Here is a 20,773-nt window from a genome sequence, read left to right as displayed (position 1 = left end):
TTATTCTCTGAAAGGTATAATGATCAACTTTACACAAAAATCATACCTTTAGCAGATGCTGTGTATATTATTCTGGTAACGTTTCGCTTGAAATAGGCAGTATAAGTACATTCCATGAAGAGGTAAAGTCTTGTTTTAGCTTTTCGAAGATCGAGTCCTTAATTATTTTTTTATTCTCCATTGCAAGATGGATAAAGATTGGTTAAAAGGCATCTTCTTCTTGAACAAAAATTGGATAAATTTATGTTGCGTAACCAGATTGATGGGGCTCTTAGGGCTGCTTTGAAAGCGCAAGATAGTGCGCGTCTTGCTACACTTCGTTTAATGAATGCTGCAGTTAGGGATCGTGATATTCTTTATTATGATGAAGGGAAGCTAGAAGTGGATGATCAGCAGATACAGTCTGTTTTCACTAAAATGCTTCAACAGCGTGAAGAATTGATGCGAGCCTATAAAGAGTCTGGTTGCTTGGAATTGGCAGAGAGAGGACAAGCAGAAATAGAAGTTATTCGTGAATTTCTTCCCTATCAACTTAAGGAGATGGAAGTAGAACAGGTTCTTTGTGAAGCTTTGGCACAAACAAAGGCAGAAAAATTACGCGATATCGGTAAGGTGATGGCATGGCTTAAGGAACGGTATGCGGGGCAAATGAATTTTTCTAAAGTGTGCAATAGTCTTCGTCAAAAATTGCAATAGATCTTGTTAATTCAAGGGGATTGGAAAATATTTTTTATTGTGCGTCGCCTTTGTAAGTCAGTAGGATGTTAATAAATATCATTTATTTTTTATATACATACTATTATCAAAAAAATATTTTTTTGATATCAACGAAATTTTTTTGGCTCTTATAGAGCAATAAACATTCTTTTAAGTATTATATTTTTCTGTTCTTCAAAGCTGTTAGACCATTAAAAAACAAAAAGATTATAGAGTTTTTACTTTTTTAAAAAGATCTATTGTCAGCACTGTTAAAAATTTTAAAACAGAATGATTAAGCTAATTGATACAGATTTCCAATTTTGGGGAGTGTATTATTGTCTTTTTTGCTGTTTCAAAGCATTTGTTTGATAAAGAGTTACCGTATTTTAGAGTAGTGATTATTCAGCAAGAAATTTAAATATAGATGGTTTTATCAATATGGTGTGTATCTTTTTAATTCAAGTGCTGGTTTTAATGATAAGAAAATCAGAATTTTAGAACGTTTTTTCTAGGGAAGAGATTTTTTAAGCTGAGTTGATGAAATAAAAGGATATTTTGAAAAGAAATCTTTGTTTTTAATGTGTTCTTGAGATAATTTTGAAATTCTTTTCTCTGATTAAATCCCTTATAAGCTATATGAAATCTATAAGTTATGCAGAATAAAATGAGTAACCTCTATTTGTGGGGATACAGTGGTGAATCTGTTAAAAATAGTTCAGTTAGCAACAATGGCTTACCCGTTAACCGCAAACGGGAACGGCGTGCCCATAGCGCACCTTGTTGACCAATATGAATGTAATCGCGGGTTAATTTGTCATTGTTAAATAAATAATGTCCTAGAGGTACAGTTCCCAAATGCATCAAGGCTTGATTGTGTAGGAGGGTTTCTTGTGGAATTACAGTGCGTCCAAGGAGCCAAGGTTTATTATCTCCCATTAATATGACTTCGCGTAGCCAATAACGCGCATTTTCGGGGAGATGCTCTGCTTCTTCTGTTAATTTATCTCGCGTAATAAAACATTCGCGTTGTGGTTGAACTTGGAGGCAGGTACAATATTTCTTTAATCGAAGCGTCATTGAGCCCGATTCCATGAGCCAATCGCGAACATTTTCTGGTATTGGAGGATTTTGATCAGAGAACCACTTTAGAGGTGGTAAGATGGAATCTTCAAGATCAGACATCGTTTTACTCCACAGCTAAAGTCTTATTCCATATGTTATGTTGGGTTAAATAGATAGCTCTATTGTAATACAAGGAGTATAAAAGCAGCAAGATTTTAACAGGAAGATATCAAAGGGAAAATCGAAAGCAAAGGTCTTTAAAAGAAGATATGCAGGAAGTATATATTATAGGATTATTTTCATTTAAAAAAGCAAAATAAAGTATTATGTTTTGTTCAAGGCGCTTTCACAATGCATTACGGAAATTTCTTTATCGCATGAGAGCAATGGGAAAAATGTTTCGTGCTTTAAAATTCGTTTGTAACGCATATAAAGAAGAGCTAAAAATTCATCTATGCAAGATGATATAAAGAGGAAATTTTAAGAGGAACAAAACTTTATTTTATACTTTAGAAAGAGAAGAGATATTCAAATCTTTTGAATTGAGATGTAAAGGAGATCGTATTCTTTATAATCAAGAAGTTTATAGTAATGCATATATTTTTGCAAAATATATTATATTATTAAAATTTTGAAATATTACATCACATAATGTGTATTAATTTTATAATAAATTTGCATTAATATTATTAATTTTTACTTATATATTTTTATTATTAAAAATAAATTTAAAAAAACACATTATAATTTAATTTTCATATTTATTTTAGATACTATTTTATTTCATAGATTAGAAAAAATATTTATCATTTTATTCTTGCCGTCTCTCTTTATTTCTTAAGAATGTAAAAAAGCGCTTCGAGTTTTTCGGTAAAAAGGGTATTGTTGATAGAGTGTATAGGTGTTAAGCATTATACGGTAGAATTTTTAATCATCGTTAGTGATTTTTGTAACCTTATGAATTGTTATTACAGTGAGATATGCTGGATTTGCGCACGTGGTACATAAATCAGTTCGTATTTCGTTAAAATAACGCAACATATCTCTCCTGATATGCGTAAGTTTATATAGGTATGAAATGGTGCGTTATAAAGTTCTTTACTGCATTTCGTTTTATAATACGGTGATGGTGTATGCCTAAAATCGCAGCTTAAGCATCTCACCATCATATCAAAATTGGTAACACCAAGTTACAAGAAAATATTTCAAACTCTGCTCGTTGTTTCCTAGTTTTGTATTGAATTCCAAAAGGTGTAAAAAATAAATACTCTATGATCGAATTTTTTGTCCTATCCATATAAGAATACAGGCTCCTATAAAACCTGAAATAAGATAGCCAAGCCAACCAGCAAAACTTACACCTAAAAGACTAAAAAGAAAGCTTGCTAGCGCAGCGCCAATAATTCCTAAGATAATATTTAACAATATTCCTGTTTGGCTTTTCATAATATACTGTGCTGCCCAACCTGCAATCCCGCCGATAATAATAGCAGCAATCCAACCGATGTTTGCATTTTCCATGATACCCTCCTTTGCCTGAATTTAAATTGTAACTAGAGTAAACTTTGTAAAAATCAAGGTTTATTCCTTTTTTAACCAGTGGAAAGGATATTTCTTTTAGATATTTTACTTATTACTTTCCTTTATATAAAAATAATATTCACATTTATATCATAATAATACTTAATAAGTATAAATATACAACATATTTTAATTTATAAATAAATTAATTAATTGATAAATATGAATAAAAGAAGAAAATATTAGTAGAAATGTTCTAAGAACTCATAAAGTGTATTTATAAGCTTTTTAAATCTCTCTCTTACATTAAAAAACAATTGTGATTAAAGCAATAAGTAAAATGGATATTTAAAAGTTTGGAGCTTGCCAATTGATATCAATGATGTTTGAAATGAAAACTGTTTCGTTGATACGTTATAGCATGGCTGTATAGGTTGAACCTCTACCAATCTTGATATAAATGTTGCATTTTTGTGGGGTTTTGTATTTCTTATAGAGTATTTCTGTTTCGCTGCTACTGTGAAGCGGTTCCCTTTTTACAAGGCGGGTTTAGGTTGGAACTATCATACTCTTGACCTACTCTTTATGTGTTTAACAGTCTTGGCTTTGAGATGGTTAGGCATTTTTACGTCTTTCTTCAAGAGTTCTATTCTACATGCTGCTTTGTTTGTAATGTGCAAGCAGATGACTTTGAGCAATTCATCATGTATAGATTTTAAATGAAAGAAACTTACGATGCAGAAAGCTCATTTAAATTGTCGAATAATAAGATATTTTGATTAAATCAATATCTTGACCATATTCAAAATTGAATAATCGATGTGATGTGTGTTTTATTCAAGTTATTTGAAAGGTTTAAGTTTTTTCTGTTTGTTCTTCAGCAGGGTTGCGTAGACGAGAACTTTGAAGAAGTCCCTGTTCTTCTAAAATGGGGTAGATCATTGAGGTCAAAAGAGAGTTGATTTGTTTGAGGTCGCGCACAGTGTCGAGATGAAGACTGGATGATTCTACATTTTTGAGATCCCCTTCACGCAGACGTTTAAAATGTTTTAAACTCATCTCTTTTTCTAAGTTTCGTAGTTGATCTTTTTTTTGTACCAATAGGTGTGCAGTGTGTGTATCACGTGAGACGAGAACGTTAAATGCTATATGCGCGTTGGCTAGTACAATGGCGTGGAAACGAAGGAGGTCACTCCAGCCCTCGCTGCTGAACTGTAAACCTTTTTGTTGTTTCTTTTTAACCAGCATCAACATATTATGAATAATGATATCGCCTGCTTGGTCTAATTTTATACAGGCACCTAGAAGTTCTTGCGTTTGAAGAGCTTCTTCGTCAGATAATTTTTGTCCCGCTAATCGTGCAAGATAAAGTTTGATGGCGATATGTTTTTTGTCCAATATGGTGTTGAGTTGGTTGAGTTCACGAATAATATTGGGATCAGGCTTTTCATAAAGTCCCATAATTTTTTCTAGCATGATGTCTACAAGATCACAAATATGAATGACTTCACGCATGACATTCGAGAGGGCGAGAGTTGGGCGATCAAGAACACTGTCATCAAGAGCTGTTTGATCGGATAAATTGAGCGTTTTGTCGGCTTGCATTTTTTTTGCACTTATATTCACGATCTGAGTGGTTAATTTTAAAACCCATTTTGAAAGCGGTATTCCAGCAAGGAGAATGAAAACATTAAAAATGATATGGGCGTTGATTACTTGAGTAGGGGCGTTATTGCCAAGCCATGTGATGGGAGGGTGAAAGGAGAGAAATAAGATAAGTATAAGGATTGACCCTGCCCCACGCATGAGTAAATTTCCTAAGGGAACGAGGCGGGTATTAGGAGAGGCGTTGCGCGTTAAAAGTGGTGCTATAAGAGAAGAGCCAAAGTTGACACCAAGAACCATGACAACACAGAGTTGCGTATGGATAAGATCGTAGTTGGCAAAATTGACCAGCAAAATGATTCCTGCAATGGATGAATGTAAGAGGTAGGTTAAGCCAGCAGCCAACAAAAAAGTGGAAATAGGATCGGTTGAAAGATAACGAATGATGCTAGGCAAAATTTCGCTTTCACGTAAAGGTTCTGTCGCGGTACTTATCATCTCTAAAGATAAAATCAAAAGACCAATACCGATGACAATACGTCCTATTTGACGCCATTCACGTTTTTCTGTTGTCATGAAGATACAAGTGCCAATTAAAAGACACAAGGGTACAACAAGAGTGAGGTCATAGGTGAGAATTTTTACAACGATTGCTGATCCTAATTCTCCTCCACGTACAGCCATAAGTCCTGCTACTCCAGAGACAAAACCAGATTCAACGAAAGAGCCAACGAGGAGTGTTATTGCTGTAGAGCTTTGTAAAATCATTGCTGTAAAAAGCCCAAAACTTACGGCAAACAATGGTTTTGAAACGACGTGGCACATTTTATATTTAAGTCTGTCACCATAGGCGCGTTCAACTCCTGTGCGCACCATGCGTGTGGCCCAGAGAAGTAAAGAAATAGCGCCGGCAAGATGAAGGAGTACCAATGAACCATTCATGATACTTTATTCTTTCTTTGTTGTTGTGAATGTGGTTGCCTCAAATTAATAAATTGAAGTTTATTGTTTTTATTTCACTTTTGCTTTTAATACTTGATTAAAATCATAACCGCTTGGATTTTGAAAAACCTTTAGACCGAAACAGGGCAGAATGGAATAAAGGTGATCAAAGATATCGCCTTGAATTTGTTCATAGTCGATCCAAACGGTGGTGTTCGTAAAGCAATAGATTTCTAAGGGTAAACCATTTTCTGTAGGAGGTAATTGCCGTGCCATGAGGGTCATATTAGGGTTGATGTTTAGATGCTGTTGTAGATAAGCAAAAACATAAGCACGAAAAGTTCCAATGTTGGTTAAACGGCGCGTATTGGCTAAGACATCATGATTTTTATCTAATTGAGCGTTCCATTGTTCGATTTCTTCTACTTTTTGCGTGAAATAACTTTCTAATAAATTAAATCGGGAAAGATATTTTTGTTCTTCTTTTGTGAGAAAATGGATACTTGATTGATCAATAAAAAGGGAGCGTTTGATGCGTCTGCCACCCGATTCTTGCATTCCACGCCAATTTTTAAAAGGGTCGGTCACAAGTTTACGGATAGGAACTGAGGTGATGGTGTTGTCGAAATTTTGAACTTTAACAGTATGCAAGGCAATTTCAATAACATCACCATCGGCACCGAGATTGGGGATTTCAATCCAATCCCCAACACGAACCATATCAGTGGATGAAATTTGAATACCGGCAACGAGAGAAAGAAGCGTATCTTGAAAAATTAACATGAGAACCGCGGCCATTGCACCAAGACCGGAGAAGAGAATAAGAGGGGAACGGTCAATCAATGTAGCGACCATTAAAATTGTTGCAACAGCAAAAAGTGCAATTTTAGCAATTTGAATATAACCTTTTATTGGTTTTAGTCGTGCTGTTGGTCGTTGTTCGTAAAGGATGTTAATGACATTGAGACAGGAAGAAATTGTCAGGACGACAAAGAAGATAATGAAGGCGTTGGCAACATTACTGATGACAGTGCTAAATGCATCGGGCAATGTTGAGATAAAATTAACACCAATTGAAAGAATAAAAGCTGAAATGATATCCGCTATGTATTGAATAGCATTATTAATATCGATCGTTGTATTTTTGGGGAGAAAAGAAGAGAGTTTTTTTGCTCCGTGAATAAGTAATTTTCGTCCTAGAAAGTTCACTAAAAGGGCAGCTATAGTAAGAATAACAAGCCAAGAAATAGCCTCTAACCACGGATATTGAGCAATAAATTCGATCACTTTTTATTCTCCATTTCTAAAAATATATGCAGTTGAGGGTTTAAAATTTTACAACTGCTTAAGAGGAAGTATTGGAATTATGCTCTAAAGTCGTTAAATATGCAAAAAAGAATTTTCAAACTCTGTGAGAGATAATGCGTTTTCCGCCCGATTTCCTTAATGAATTGCGTACGAGACTCCCAATTTCAACAGTGATTGGGCAACGGGTGGATTTTGATCCTCGAAAAAGTAAGCCTTCACGGGGAGACTTTTGGTGTTGTTGTCCATTTCATGGTGAAAAAACGCCAAGTTTTCATTGTGATGATCATAAAGGGCGCTATTATTGTTTTGGTTGTGGTGTAAGTGGAGATATTTTTACCTTTTTGTGTGAGCTTGATGGATTGCACTTTTCAGAAAGTGTAGAGCGTTTGGCTGATTTTGCGGGAATAAAACTCCCTATTTTGGATTCACAAAGTCATAAACGTCAACTGGAAAAAGCTGACCTTTATGATGTGATGAAAATTGCTACAGATTTTTTTCAATATAATTTACGCGATAAAGAAGGTACGCAAGCACGTCGTTATCTGGATGCACGTGGTGTTACACCAGAGCTTGTAGAGCGTTTCCGCATTGGTTTTGCACCGGTAAGGCGTACAGCTTTGAAAGAAGCTTTGAGTGCACGGGGCATTTCAATAAAGCAAATGGAAGAATGTGGGCTTCTCTCAGTGCATGAGGAGAGCGCAGATTCTTATGACCGATTTAGAAATCGCATTATGTTTCCTATCGAAGATTTGCGCGGACGTGTGGTGGCTTTCGGAGGGCGTGCATTAGAGAAAGAGACACGAGCAAAATATCTCAATAGCCCTGAAACAGTGCTGTTTCATAAAGGAAATATACTTTATAACGCGGCAGCAGCTCGCAAAAATAGTCGCTTTGTTGGCGATGAAAAAATTCATTCACTTCTTGTTGTTGAGGGGTATATGGATGTCATTGCATTGACTAAAGCTGGTTTTGAAGGAGTTGTAGCGCCCTTAGGGACAGCATTAACGGAAGCGCAAATTGAGCTTTTATGGCAGATGGGGAAGGAGCCTATTTTGTGTTTTGATGGTGATGATGCTGGTTTAAAAGCTGCTTTTCGTGTTGCTGATCGTGTGTTGCCTCTTTTAAAGGCTGGGGTTTGTGTACGCTTTGTTTTGTTGCCACAAGGGAAAGATCCTGATGAAATTGTTTGTGCTGGTGGAGCACAGCTTTTTTCTTCTTTTTTGCAAAAAGCTATTCCTTTGAGTGAGCTTTTATGGTGGCGTGCTACCTATGGAAAGCATTTTGAAATTCCAGAGGCACGAGCAGCGCTAGAAAAACAACTAAAACAACAAATTTTTACGATTAAGGATGAAGATGTCCGTCGTTATTATTTGCAAGATGTAAAAAAACGCCTTTTTGATTTTTTTCGTCCCTCTTTTTCGAAAAAAAGGGGGGAAGGGCGATATGGTCAATCTTCACCAAATAGGACCTTTAAAGATCAAACCTTTTCTCTGTTAGCAAATTCTGAAATAGTACGAAATTCTTCGCAATCTATCCCTTTGCGTGAAGCAGTGATTTTACTTACTTTAGCTTACTATCCTGAGTTGTGGTATGAAAATTTTGAAATTCTTTCTGAGTTAGAATTAAAAAATACTCAATTGATAATTTTTCATCAAGCTATGTTGGAAATTCTTGGGGACCAACAGCTTCATGATAAAGAGACGATGGTTGCGTTCTTAGAAAAAAGAGGGCAAAAGGCTCTGTTAGAGCGTATGAAACATCTTGTGCAAAATATTGGTATGCGTATTATTCCTGGTGGAGCCCCTATAGAAGATGCGCGTGCTATATTAAAACAAGCTGTCTACTTGCATCTTCAAGAACACCACCTACATAAGAGGTTACAGGATATTGAAGAGCAACTTGTAGAAAATCCTAAGAGTGAGGTTTTTGATCTGCTTCGTGAGGTAAAAAATGAGCTGGAGCAGATGCAGGCAACAGAAGCGTTAATTGAAGGATTTGGAAGTTGGTTGGATGAAAAAATAGACGGGAATACACAAGATACGATAAAATGATTCGCTTTTTTAATGCGAATCAGTCACTTAAATTTTAGATGAGGAAGTTTATGTGGAGTGACATTTTTATAAAGATGACAATTAAATTTTAGGAAAAGCGGGTAAATTTTAGGAAAAGCGGGAAATTGGTTCTTACGATAGGGTGCAGAGATTATCTCAGAAGGGCTGAGAGGTGTCGGGGAAACTTCTGGAGTTTTCCCGCGTTTTTGTCTGGATGTCAAGTTTGTCTGGATGTCAGGGCGTATACAAAATGTATTCTTTCCAATGGTAATCTCTTAACAGGAAGTATATATGAGTAACTATTGGTAGATTTTAGTGAGAACAAAAAAACTGGTCACATGGAAACTATGGTTACATGGAAACTGTGAAGTGATCGAGTGGAGTTATGGTATGGCAACAAAGGTTAAACAGAAAGATAATGCAGAAGTAACAAACCAAGCGAGTTTGGATAGTCCTCTTCTTGATTTTTCTGATGATGCCATCAAGAAAATGATTAAACTTGCCAAAAAAAATGGTTACGTAACAATGGATGAACTCAATGCTGTTCTTCCTTCTGACGAGGTTACATCCGAACAAATTGAAGATATCTTGGCGATGTTCTCTGAGATGGGGGTTAATGTTGTGGATGATGAGGATGAAGTTGAGTCTGAAAATTATGAAGAAGAAGTTACGGTAGAGGGGGGTGATTTAGTAGAAGCCTCTAGCCACGCAATTGCAACGACAACGAATAAACGCGAAGTAACAGATCGTACGGATGATCCGGTGCGTATGTATTTGCGTGAGATGGGAGCTGTTGAGCTTCTTTCGCGGGAAGGCGAAATTGCCATTGCTAAGCGTATTGAAGCAGGGCGTGAGACAATGATTGCGGGACTTTGTGAGAGTCCTTTGACTTTTCAGGCTCTTATTATCTGGCGTGACGAGTTAAAAGAGCAGCGTATTCTTCTTCGTGAAATTATTGATCTTGAAACGACTTATGCTGGTCCAGAAGCAAAGCAGGCTCCTGTTATTGAGCGAAGTGAAGTTGATAAGACCGTAGAAGAAAAAATGTCTTCTGGTATACGTAATATGGGGGAGAGCGCAGGAGAGAGAAACATTGAAGACGATGATGAAGAGGATGAGGACGATGTTAACTTATCGCTTGCTGCAATGGAAAATGAACTTTGTCCTCAAGTTATGGAAACATTGGATTTTATTGCTCAAACCTATGTGAAATTACGAAAATTACAAGATCAGCATGTTGAAAGCAGTTTGGCAGAGCGTAAAGAGGGGGCTCTTACATCTTCTCAGAAGAAGAAATATATTCAATTAAAGGGTGAGTTGATTCAAGCAGTAAAATCCCTTTCTTTAAACCAAAATCGTATCGAAGCTTTGGTTGAACAGCTTTATGACATTAATAAGAGATTGATTCATAATGAAGGTAAGCTGAAACGGATTGCCAATAGCTATGGCATTGGCCATGAGGACTTTTTAAAAGAATACCAAGGGCGTGAATTGGACGCGGATTGGATGAATTATATTTCTGCTTTGCCTACACCTGGTTGGAAAGAGTTTTCGGTGCGTGAAGCAAAAGAAATCCAAAAACTGCGAAGTGAAATACAAAATCTTGCGCAAGAAACGGCTATTTCGATTGGTGAATTTCGTCGGATTGTTATGCAGGTGCAGAAAGGTGAACGCGAATCAACAATTGCGAAAAAAGAGATGGTAGAATCTAATTTGCGTCTTGTCATTTCAATTGCAAAAAAATACACCAATCGCGGTTTGCAGTTTCTTGATCTTATTCAAGAGGGCAATATCGGTTTGATGAAGGCTGTGGATAAGTTTGAATATCGGCGCGGCTACAAATTTTCAACTTATGCAACATGGTGGATTCGTCAAGCTATTACACGTTCAATTGCTGATCAGGCACGTACAATTCGTATTCCTGTTCATATGATTGAAACAATTAATAAAATCGTTCGTACCTCGCGTCAGATTCTCCATGAAATTGGACGAGAACCAACACCAGAAGAATTATCTAGCAAGCTTTCTATGCCGTTAGAAAAAGTACGAAAAGTTCTTAAAATTGCAAAAGAACCTATTTCTCTCGAAACGCCTGTTGGTGATGAAGATGATTCCCATTTGGGTGATTTTATTGAGGATAGGAATGCGTTATTACCAATTGATGCAGCTATCCAAGCTAATCTGCGAGATACGACAACACGCGTTCTTGCTTCATTAACACCACGAGAAGAACGTGTTTTGCGGATGCGTTTTGGAATAGGGATGAATACCGATCACACATTGGAAGAAGTGGGACAGCAGTTCTCAGTTACAAGAGAGCGTATTCGTCAGATTGAAGCAAAGGCACTTCGTAAATTAAAACATCCTAGCCGTTCACGAAAATTGCGCAGTTTTCTCGATTCTTAAATAAAAGAATTCGTGTGCATTTTAATAACTCCCTCTTTCTTCCTAATGAAGGGGGGAGGTGCTTCATGTTGTACTTGGATACTTTTTTGAGAAAAACATAGGAAGAATTTGAACAATCTAGAAAGTTTTCGATGTTTAATGTTTTTCTTAGCTTTGGGGCTTTATACTTCTCTGTCTCAAAAGAATAGATATAGGGCAAAGGGTGGTTATGGAGTAGAGAGTAGGGGGCTTTCAAGAAATGAACGATAAAAACATTACCTTGCGTATAGCGCGGCTCGTTTTTAAGAAATGAGATCTGTTAGGAGTAAACTTATATTGCAACATACGGACTTTTTGATGAAAAATGTATGTTCTTTGCGGAATTTTTCTATCATTTTAGGTGACGCATTTTATTCTTCGTTAAGTTTACAAAGAGATGTTTCAATAGGTTATGTTCATTTATATGCGCTATTTTTGAATATTCTCTTTTTATTCAGATAGCTTTTAAGAACATGGTTTAAAGTATACATTGAGTTGAATCTTTTTAAGAGACAGAAATAGATAAAATTATAGAAATTAAACGTTTCATTTTTTATAGATCGTCTTAATTAAAAAAGGTGTGTCTGAGTTTATGAGTGGAGAACTTCCCTTTTGGAAAGTAAAAAAATTAGAAGAGATTTCCATTTCTGAGTGGGAGAGCCTTTGTGATGGCTGTGGCTGTTGTTGTCTCCATAAAGTTGAGGACGATGATACGGGTGACCTTTATGCAACCAGTATTGCTTGTCGTCTTTTAGATGGGGAAACCTGCAGGTGTCGAGATTATGCTCATCGTAAATCAATTGTACCAGATTGTATATCGCTAGACATTACGACAGTTAAAACAGCGCGTTGGCTCCCAGAAAGTTGTGCTTATAGATTAATTTATGAGGGAAAAGATCTTCATTGGTGGCATCCATTGGTATCGGGGGATTGTCAGACGGTACATACAGCGCATATTTCTGCACGCGGACAAATAGAGATTTACGAAGACGAATTATTATCTGAGGAAGATTATCTTTATCACATTACTGGTCTTCTACGTGAAGGCCAGTAATATGATTTTTTATACAACTTGTTTGTGACTTAATCGATCGCAAAGACTACAGTGACGCTCACGTTATAATTTAATTCACCACCTGCAAAATTTGTATTTGCATAGCTTACATCTGCTGCTCTACTCATGAGACGTGGTGTTGGGTGATAGTAATCATCCTTTTCATTGATTTCAATAATTTTTCCTAATTTTAAATCGGCTGCTTGCGCTATCGTTTGCGCTTTTTCAATGGCTTCAGTAATGGCTTTTTTACGTGCTTCTTGATAAAATGGTTTTGTATCTGCGTTGGTAAAAGTAATGCCGTTAACTGAATTAACACCTAGTGTCATCGCTTGATCAAAGATTTTACCAGCATTGGTAAGATCACGAATGCGCACGGTTAAAGAATTTGAAACATGATAGAGTTTTTCATTATTCTTTTTTTCGTGGTGTTTATCAGAGATCGACTGATAAATGGATAAGCCTGATGTTTGCAAATCATTTGCTTGGATGCCATTGTTTTTAAAAGCGTTTATAATATCATTGATGGATTGATTATTGGAAGCTAATGCCTTTTGGGCAGTTTTGTCATAGGTAACAACGGCTAGATTAATAATGGCCATATCCGGTGCTGCTTGACTTTCTCCGATTGCTGTCACTGTAATCGTTGCATTTTTCATTTTATTTTCTTCAGCATAAGCACGTACAGTCAACGATGTGGCTAAGAGTGTAAATGCTAATATAACTGTTTTAACCAGAGAACTCTTCAGTGGTTGAATTTTCTTTTCTATCATATCTATACCTTTATATTTGTCAGTTAATTATTCTCTCATTTTTAAGAGTTTTTGTAAAGAAATTAGAGCACTGAAAAAAAAACCAATAGAAAAGAGAAAAAGATGGGTTATAATCTTTGTCAGCTCTTGTATCATAGGGCATTTTAGTTTAGAGAGAAACAACCTATTTAGGGCCTGTAGCTCAATTGGTTAGAGCCAGCGGCTCATAACCGCTTGGTTGGGGGTTCGAGTCCCTCCGGGCCCACCAATAGGGAAATGTACAATAGAAAAATGGATCGCTTATATAAAAGTTTTGAGATTCTACCTTTTTCGTTTTTTATTTATTTTCCTGTTTGTTTTAGAAGCTTTTGGTCGTTGTTTGTTGCAGTTTTTTCTCTCAGTTGCTTTAATATGATGGTATGTTTTCTTAGTCTCATCAAAGAAGTTCTCTCATTTGCAACCTTTTAGCATTTGGATTAACTGATATGGGTCGCTATTTACTTTCTTAATTCATATACTGTTTTGTACTTTTTCTATATAGTGTTCTTCATAAAATAGAAGGCTAAAAGCTTCATTGGATAAGTTTATTTATACTTGTTCTGCAAATAAACAGACCTCAATAAAACCAATTTTAAAGATTGTACTTGTTCAGAACAAATGGCTCAAAAAACATTTAGTGTAAATTTGCTTTTTTCTAAGTGATGTTAATGTCTTTTAGACGTTCGAATAGCATCATTGTGATGAAAGGTTAGTGTATAAGAGAATGTGATCTATGGGCATTCATATGTATCATGGGGCAACGATGATAACATTTGTTGTTATTTTCTTTTTCCCAAGAAAGGAATTCTATTTAATATCTTGAGAAATATTGTTCATAGTGACGGTGGCGTGTTTTTTGAAAAGAATTTTATTAATTGTTCTTTGAAAAGTCAATTGAGTGATTGTTTCTATCGCTTTGCATCATCCAGATTCTATTGTAATAAGCATTTTATTACTCTGTAAGAAATGTTTTCTATGATATTGGAAAATTTGTTAAAATGCCATTTTCTGTTTTTGTGTATTTTTTGCTTAATGTTTAAATTATAGAGTTTTCATGTGATCCGAATTATTATTGAAGAGCAGATGTCTTTTTTGATTTTACTCTGATAAGGAATTGGCAATATTGCGGTAACCCTAGCACTTTTTTGTATTGCTAACATTTTTCTCGTATTGATCGTATAGAGAGTTTTATCTTTATTATGAGTTTTTTCTCTTATGAAAAATTATTGGCAGGGAGGGTGTTTTTTTGGAAAAGTATACTTCTTCTTCAAAGCCATACTTTTAAAATATAATTCTTCATTTGCATAAGGGAATTTCTCTCTTGTTGTAAATCTGTATAAAATTTACGTACAAAGATTGTGCGTGGTGATTCGTTTTATTTTTTTGATAGTATCATTTTTGCTTATGATAGAGACTTATATTAGTATTTACAAGGTGCGTTTAGAGGGGAGGTTACCTGTAAATGTGTTACAGAGTTTTAGGTAGTGTGGCTCTGTTTATAAGAATTTATTCCTATAACATTGTTATATTCTCGCTTTGCAATATTGTTAAAAAAACATAGATGGTGCTATGTAGAATAAATTGTGATGTATTTTTTTCAAAAAAGCTTTTTCGTGTTCTCTTATATAGAGTTCAGGAGTGTCTTCAGGGATATTTTCACATTAGTTTTTATTGGTCCGAATCGCAAGATCTGCGTAACATTATTCGCGTTTTTGATAGATTATACCAATTTTCATAAGAAGGTCTGGATCGTGTGATGCTTTCTGTTTCACCATGGTACATGACTAATAGAACTTCATCTGATTTTGTAAAATAAGTTTGTACACAATTGCTTCCATACTGCCTATTGCAAATATTTTTTTCTAAGGTATGAGATATATTTTAAACGCTTTAGCGTTATATAGTGTGACTACATGGAGTATGACTATGAAGAATGATAAAAAATTTGAAACAACTTTATCTGATATTATTGTGAAATGGGAGTCTTTATCGACGTCTCAAAAGCAAGCGATATTGGATAAAGTAGAAAATGCTACAGATTCTGCTCATTCAACAGAACATTTAAGGCTTCAATCTTCTTTTTATCTCCAGACGAAATCAAAGTTATGAGTTTTAAGTCTTCATCGGAGATGTTGAAACCAGTTATTACATATATGGCACTAGCATTTCCCAGTGTATTCAAAATAGCCATGAGTTTATCTACAGAAGGCCTCTTGCCTCCATTTATCATTTGTTGGACGTAATTTTGTCCACAGCCTGCAGCTCTGCTTATTTCAATCATTGTTCGTCCGTCACTTTTTATCAATTCAACTAAGCGTTGGAACCAATCTTTTTCAGTCTTTGTCATTTTTAGACCTTTACATATTTACGCTATAGCGTTAATATTGCGTTGCGAATCCAGAATATATGATACAAGGAGCGTGAAAATATCCATGTGTAGCTCTTCGCTAAGGAAGCATATAGAGTTGTTTTTAACTAATAACAAAATGTCCCCATACACTTTCAGATTCGAATCAATAAAAATGGTTGCTTAGTTCCACGGTTGTGAAAAAGTAAATGTGTATACCAGAAAGGGCGATACACACTCGTATGTTTATGAGATTTCACTATGATAGTATACGTAGCAGCATTATAAATCAAGATATACCCCAACATCAGAATTTGTAAAAAAAATTCTGATGTTGGGGTAGTGTGTGAATATAACGAAGCTTTAGAGCCTTAAGAGATAGGATAATGGCTGTAGAAAAAATGTAAATTGCATAGACAAAGAATACTGATTTCTTCTTTATTGTAATAAATTAGATCACTATCAGATGGTATATCGTATATATGCGTAAAAAAATGGGAAATATCAAAAAAGTGATCTTGGATATTTTATTAAACAGGAAGGTAATCTGATCCACAAAGGTGGTTGTTTGGTAGAATTGTACATTCGATCAATGCCCTTATGGGGATGAATGTGTTTTTATGATGCTGCGGTTTATAATGAAGTCTGTGTTTATAATGATATTGTTATTGATAACAATGCATTAACATATGGTTGTTTAGTCGTTCGTAAGAGTTCGCATGTTTATGAAAAATAAGAACTTTATCGTTATTTGAATATGAGTGGAGATGCATATGTTTATGCTAATGCGGTCTTTTTTGATCAAGTTTTGAATGCTCAATGTATTGAATTTTGTGGTGATACTCGTGATTTTAGAAAGGCTCGAGTTTATAATGATGCTTTAGTTTGTGGTGATGTAAAGATTTGTGGGAAGGCAAAATTTTACAGAAATGCTGTGCTTTGTGACACTGAAGATTTTTGTAATAATGAAAAACTTTCATATATAGCCGCATTCCACATGGCGTAAAAAAGGAAGATAGGAACGATTTGGGCAAGGCTTGTATGATTGGATTGCGTCGTTAGTTTTATTTGACGTTCCTTATTTTTTGTATTTTGTGTCAATAAATGTGTCGCAAATAATTGGTGTGAGTGTAGATTTAGCCGCTTTCAGAGATTTGTTTGCGTCATTTATCAATGCTTTAATGGAGAAAATAAGAACGCCGAGAGTGATTGTTCACACTTGGAACATGCAATTTATTGCATTCTTTTTTTGATTGAGGATGAAACAAATTGGTCAAGATCATCACTTGAGCGACAATTAAGGGAGATCCAAATGAGTGTAAACGAAATTTTATTGGGAGCAATGATTGTTGTTTTGTTGTGCAGCGGGGTTATATTTCGATTTTCTTTATATTATCGCAGTCAAGTGAAAATTTTAAAAGAGGAATCTAGAAGAATAAAGCATGAGTTTTTAAGAGATTCTATGAAGATGACTGAAGAACGAGATAGGGCTATTAGAGAGCAAAGTATGGTGATTAAAAGACGCGACCAAGCAATTGAAAAACTGAAAAAACAAATTAAGCAATATGAAAAAAATGAAAAGAAATATAAAAAAATGCTTAAATCTGAAGATGATAAAGAGTGATTGTATTCATATTTTGCATTAAAGGGTTTGGAAATGTGTTAGGAAGATTGGAATGACGAGAGAGATAAACTTTAATGAAGCCAATTATGGTGCTGATGGAGAGATTGTATTGGAAGAGAATATTCAAGTTTACTCTGATTTTATGACAACATTTAAGGTTATAAGACAGAGCGTCGTTGATCATAAAATAAGAGTTTATGATGATAAACCAGTTTATAGGTAGGCTAGTTATTAAAAAGCGCGTCTATACAATCCAGCAATTTTATATTATTGCTGGAAACAGTTTTGCACGTTCTTTTTAGATGTAAGGTATAAATGCTACGATAGTTTCAGCTAATAGGTATAAAAAATTGCATGATAATAGAAAGAAAGAGATATTTGCTTTTTATGAAGATGAAATGGGTAAGTCAGTTATGATTATCAGATACAGAAGAGGAATATGAACGTAAAAGATATTAATATCTTTTAGAGTAAATATATTTCTCATTGATGATTTATCTTCTCTTCATGTGCGTTTATTTTTTATGAAAAATACAACACTTAAGAGATTTTCTTTTTGATAAAGGCTATAGAGATTTGAGTATGATTGAAAATAAACATATAATCTGTAAGAATATGAATGTTCTTTGTGAGTGTCAGAAATAATACAAAAACTTCCTCTCATTGAGGGCAAATCAATCACTTTTCATTTATCACAAAAGTAACTACCATACCATTATACAAAATAAACGCTTGTTTTAATGTTAAAGAACGTTAGGACTGTAGTTCTCTAATAAGAGCCTTATGTGTAATTTCTTTTATTTGCTCAATATTGATTAGGATATCTTGTTTTGTTGGATAACCTTTACTAGAAAAAGCAATTTTTTGTGCATCTCCTGAGATTAAACGCCAGTACCATTGATTGTGAACTCCTTGAAACACCTCAAAATACATGCTTCCCACCTCATAAAATAGCTGATAATTTTCAGGATAAATATTTAACTAATCCGCTTGTAAACATTAATGTATGTCTCTCTAGGAAGTCGTCAATATATTCCCCTTAAATTTTCTGACCTTAAAAAATAATTTCTATGAGAGCTATTATTCTTTTAACAAGAAAAAATTTATTGTCAATAAGATATGAATGAGAATTTTATACTATAAAATTATTTTTTTTAATTTAAAGACACTATACTTTCATTTACAACGCAAATATTTTTCTGTCGTTACAGAAATAAAGTTTATAAATTATATAAAACTTCACCAGCACGGATAAAGTAAAAAAATACTTCTTTCCATACTGGTGTTTAATCATTTCTTGCTTTTTCTTTTGAAATAGACGTTTATTGATTAGCTATAACCTCTTTTTGGGATACGCTTCGAATGAGTAAATCAATGAATAAGCTAAGGGTATAAGAATTGGCCATTTTAGCTTTCATATCGATAAGAGAGGTTGTAGTTTTAGAGTTAAAACCATTTGATAAACCTTGTCTTGACAAATATTGCTGCAATTTTTCATAAGAACTGTCGATTTTTTCTTGATTTAGTTTTTCGTTACGATCACTATCGGCAAGTGTTTCTTCCAGTCCCTCGATTTTTTTAATAAAATAATTCCAGTCAAAATCACCTTTTGTATATTCGGTGTCAAACATTTTTCCTTGTCCAGTTAAAAGCCAATTAATATTGACACCATATAACGTGCGGTATGTTTGTAAGACACTAAGATTGGGTTCTCTCTCTCCACGCTCATAAAAAGCAATGGAATTTTTTGTCATGCTAAAACTTTTAGCTAAGGTTTCACGCGATGGATCGCCTAAAGCAAGACGTACATAACGTAAACGTTTTCCAAATATGGTTTTTGATTCAGTTTCAGGACGTGCCACGAATTATCTCCCTCGGTAAATCATCATGGTATAAATCATTAAATAATAAAAGCACACTATGTATTAATATTCTATGATATAATGTCAATATTATAGCTTTAATTTCTTGTTATTTTTTTATTTGTGTAGATAGAAAGCAATCTTGCACTTATTGTATTGACAATTGATATTCACTTCAAAACAAAATTCCTTGTTGCTACATTTGTCTCTTGCTTTTTTTGAGAGAATTTTCATGTAACTTTACCATATATATTCTATACACCTCTGCATTAATAGATGCAACTTTAAAGAGATGCAAACTTTGGATTGGTACTGGGTGTGCTTAGATGAAGTAGAAAATAAACTTTGAGGAATGATCATGTCCCTATTACGCTATTTTGGGTTTGCTTTTTTTTTCACGATTATTGGTGTCTTTTTAGGAGGGGTTATTGGTTGGTTTGAAACGGAAAGTATTACTGGTTTTCTTAAATATTTTTTTATTTGCTTTGTTTTAGGAATTTTGGAAATTTCTTTATCTTTTGATAATTCTATTATCAATGCGCGTGTTCTTAGTAGAATGAGTCCATTGTGGCGTCGTCGTTTTCTTATATGGGGTATTTTGATAGCTGTATTTGGGATGAGAATTGTTTTTCCATTATTGGTGGTTGTCGTTGCTGTTGGGATTAATCCAATTGCGGCAGTCAAATTAGCGATATGGGAACCACATCGATATGCTGAAGTTTTAACCGATGCGCATATGGGGATTGCTGCTTTTGGAGGAACTTTCCTTATGATGGTTGGCTTAAAATATTTTTTTGATTCTGAAAAAGAAGTGCATTGGCTTAATGTTATAGAGAGATCTGCTCAAAAGTTTGGGGCGCTTGTTGGAATTGATATTGCAATTGTTTTGATTTTGATCTTATTTGTTTCAACTCAGATTGACGCAGAAAATAAAATAACTTTTTTATTAGCAGCACTTTATGGACTTTTGACCTTTATCGGTGTTGAAGTTGTCGGTCATCTCTTGGATACTCCTCAAAAGACTTTAACAACAGTAGCTCACGGGGGAGTAGGGGCGTTTCTTTACTTAGAAGTTCTTGATGCTAGTTTTTCTTTCGATGGCGTGGTTGGTGCTTTTGCCTTTTCACACAACCTTTTTATTATTGCGATAGGTCTTGGTATCGGAGCATTTTACGTTCGTTCTATGACAATTATGTTGGTTGAATCAGGAACATTATTGCATTATCGTTATTTAGAGCATGGTGCTTTTTATGCAATTCTAGTTCTTGCAGTGATTATGTATCTGCAAACGATTATATCGGTTCCTGAAGTTTTAACAGGACTTGTGGGAGTCTGTATTATTGGAATGGCATTATATTCTTCGATTCGTTTTAAGCATCGTCAATTAGATGAACATGTTGTATCTAAGTAATGGAGATTTCTTCCTTTTTCACACTTTTGTTTATCGCATATCTTTGAATAGAAAGAGGTCTTTTATGCAAAA

18 protein-coding genes and 1 tRNA gene are annotated in these 20,773 nt (G+C 34.7%); 11 read left to right on the top strand and 8 right to left on the bottom strand.

The window, feature by feature from the left end:
- Positions 1-198 precede the first annotated feature (198 nt).
- On the top strand, positions 199-696 hold the full coding sequence (locus ACFIL8_RS00325; RefSeq protein WP_375611965.1) for a GatB/YqeY domain-containing protein: 498 nt from the start codon (positions 199-201) through the stop codon (positions 694-696).
- A 678-nt stretch (positions 697-1,374) separates the two neighbouring features.
- Here the strand turns inward: ACFIL8_RS00325 and ubiC are convergent.
- From ubiC to ACFIL8_RS00305, 4 genes are all read right to left on the bottom strand, one after another.
- Positions 1,375-1,881: a chorismate lyase gene (ubiC, locus tag ACFIL8_RS00320; RefSeq protein ID WP_375611966.1), complete on the bottom strand. Its 507-nt coding sequence runs from the start codon at positions 1,879-1,881 to the stop codon at positions 1,375-1,377.
- A gap of 1,149 nt (positions 1,882-3,030) precedes the next feature.
- Positions 3,031-3,282 (bottom strand): GlsB/YeaQ/YmgE family stress response membrane protein, encoded by a 252-nt coding sequence (locus ACFIL8_RS00315; protein WP_375611967.1) that lies wholly within the window; start codon positions 3,280-3,282, stop codon positions 3,031-3,033.
- Positions 3,283-4,137: 855 nt separating this feature from the next.
- Entirely contained in the window at positions 4,138-5,829 is a 1,692-nt protein-coding gene (locus ACFIL8_RS00310; protein WP_375613347.1) for a Na/Pi cotransporter family protein, read from the bottom strand.
- A gap of 69 nt (positions 5,830-5,898) precedes the next feature.
- A complete protein-coding gene (locus tag ACFIL8_RS00305; protein WP_375638344.1) occupies positions 5,899-7,116 on the bottom strand; it encodes a mechanosensitive ion channel family protein in 1,218 nt (405 codons plus the stop codon).
- Between the two features lie 134 nt (positions 7,117-7,250).
- Between ACFIL8_RS00305 and dnaG the strand changes: the two genes are divergently transcribed.
- The 3 genes from dnaG to ACFIL8_RS00290 all read left to right on the top strand — a co-directional run bounded on the left by dnaG (position 7,251) and on the right by ACFIL8_RS00290 (position 12,666).
- Positions 7,251-9,188 carry a DNA primase gene (gene dnaG / locus ACFIL8_RS00300; RefSeq protein ID WP_375613349.1) on the top strand — a complete coding sequence of 646 codons (1,938 nt, stop codon included), beginning with the start codon at positions 7,251-7,253 and terminating at the stop codon, positions 9,186-9,188.
- A gap of 390 nt (positions 9,189-9,578) precedes the next feature.
- A complete protein-coding gene (gene rpoD, locus ACFIL8_RS00295) occupies positions 9,579-11,594 on the top strand; it encodes an RNA polymerase sigma factor RpoD (protein ID WP_375613401.1) in 2,016 nt (671 codons plus the stop codon).
- Positions 11,595-12,204: 610 nt separating this feature from the next.
- Positions 12,205-12,666 (top strand): YcgN family cysteine cluster protein, encoded by a 462-nt coding sequence (locus tag ACFIL8_RS00290; protein ID WP_375628795.1) that lies wholly within the window; start codon positions 12,205-12,207, stop codon positions 12,664-12,666.
- Positions 12,667-12,695: 29 nt separating this feature from the next.
- Here the strand turns inward: ACFIL8_RS00290 and ACFIL8_RS00285 are convergent, their stop codons facing one another.
- The gene (locus tag ACFIL8_RS00285; RefSeq protein WP_375638343.1) at positions 12,696-13,439 is read right to left on the bottom strand and encodes an SIMPL domain-containing protein; all 744 of its coding nucleotides are present in this window, start codon (positions 13,437-13,439) and stop codon (positions 12,696-12,698) included.
- Between the two features lie 170 nt (positions 13,440-13,609).
- On the opposite strand from ACFIL8_RS00285, the gene ACFIL8_RS00280 reads away from it, so the two are divergent.
- A tRNA-Ile gene (locus ACFIL8_RS00280) sits at positions 13,610-13,686 on the top strand.
- 1,697 nt (positions 13,687-15,383) lie between these two features.
- Positions 15,384-15,566: a hypothetical protein gene (locus ACFIL8_RS00275; protein ID WP_375611974.1), complete on the top strand. Its 183-nt coding sequence runs from the start codon at positions 15,384-15,386 to the stop codon at positions 15,564-15,566.
- Here ACFIL8_RS00275 and ACFIL8_RS00270 read toward each other — a convergent pair.
- A complete protein-coding gene (locus ACFIL8_RS00270) occupies positions 15,490-15,804 on the bottom strand; it encodes a helix-turn-helix domain-containing protein (RefSeq protein WP_007347852.1) in 315 nt (104 codons plus the stop codon). The genes ACFIL8_RS00275 and ACFIL8_RS00270 overlap by 77 nt on opposite strands.
- A gap of 610 nt (positions 15,805-16,414) precedes the next feature.
- On the opposite strand from ACFIL8_RS00270, the gene ACFIL8_RS00265 reads away from it, so the two are divergent.
- The 4 genes from ACFIL8_RS00265 to ACFIL8_RS00250 all read left to right on the top strand — a co-directional run bounded on the left by ACFIL8_RS00265 (position 16,415) and on the right by ACFIL8_RS00250 (position 17,651).
- Complete coding sequence (locus tag ACFIL8_RS00265) at positions 16,415-16,540, top strand: hypothetical protein (RefSeq protein ID WP_375613352.1); 126 nt, start codon at positions 16,415-16,417, stop codon at positions 16,538-16,540.
- 21 nt (positions 16,541-16,561) lie between these two features.
- The gene (locus tag ACFIL8_RS00260; RefSeq protein WP_375613353.1) at positions 16,562-16,810 is read left to right on the top strand and encodes a hypothetical protein; all 249 of its coding nucleotides are present in this window, start codon (positions 16,562-16,564) and stop codon (positions 16,808-16,810) included.
- Positions 16,811-17,116: 306 nt separating this feature from the next.
- On the top strand, positions 17,117-17,428 hold the full coding sequence (locus tag ACFIL8_RS00255) for a hypothetical protein (RefSeq protein WP_375613354.1): 312 nt from the start codon (positions 17,117-17,119) through the stop codon (positions 17,426-17,428).
- A 52-nt stretch (positions 17,429-17,480) separates the two neighbouring features.
- Positions 17,481-17,651: a hypothetical protein gene (locus ACFIL8_RS00250; RefSeq protein ID WP_375613355.1), complete on the top strand. Its 171-nt coding sequence runs from the start codon at positions 17,481-17,483 to the stop codon at positions 17,649-17,651.
- Between the two features lie 530 nt (positions 17,652-18,181).
- Here the strand turns inward: ACFIL8_RS00250 and ACFIL8_RS00245 are convergent.
- Together ACFIL8_RS00245 and ACFIL8_RS00240 are read right to left on the bottom strand one after the other, a co-directional pair.
- A complete protein-coding gene (locus ACFIL8_RS00245) occupies positions 18,182-18,361 on the bottom strand; it encodes a DUF1508 domain-containing protein (protein ID WP_142416545.1) in 180 nt (59 codons plus the stop codon).
- A gap of 389 nt (positions 18,362-18,750) precedes the next feature.
- On the bottom strand, positions 18,751-19,290 hold the full coding sequence (locus ACFIL8_RS00240; RefSeq protein WP_375628802.1) for a helix-turn-helix domain-containing protein: 540 nt from the start codon (positions 19,288-19,290) through the stop codon (positions 18,751-18,753).
- A gap of 358 nt (positions 19,291-19,648) precedes the next feature.
- On the opposite strand from ACFIL8_RS00240, the gene ACFIL8_RS00235 reads away from it, so the two are divergent.
- A complete protein-coding gene (locus ACFIL8_RS00235; protein ID WP_375668335.1) occupies positions 19,649-20,701 on the top strand; it encodes a DUF475 domain-containing protein in 1,053 nt (350 codons plus the stop codon).
- Positions 20,702-20,773: the final 72 nt, after the last annotated feature.

This window comes from Bartonella sp. AP57NXGY (assembly GCF_042195805.1).
Classification (GTDB): Bacteria; Pseudomonadota; Alphaproteobacteria; order Rhizobiales; family Rhizobiaceae; genus Bartonella.
Note: the sequence above shows the minus strand (reverse complement) of the source record. Positions and strands in the feature narration are given on the sequence as shown.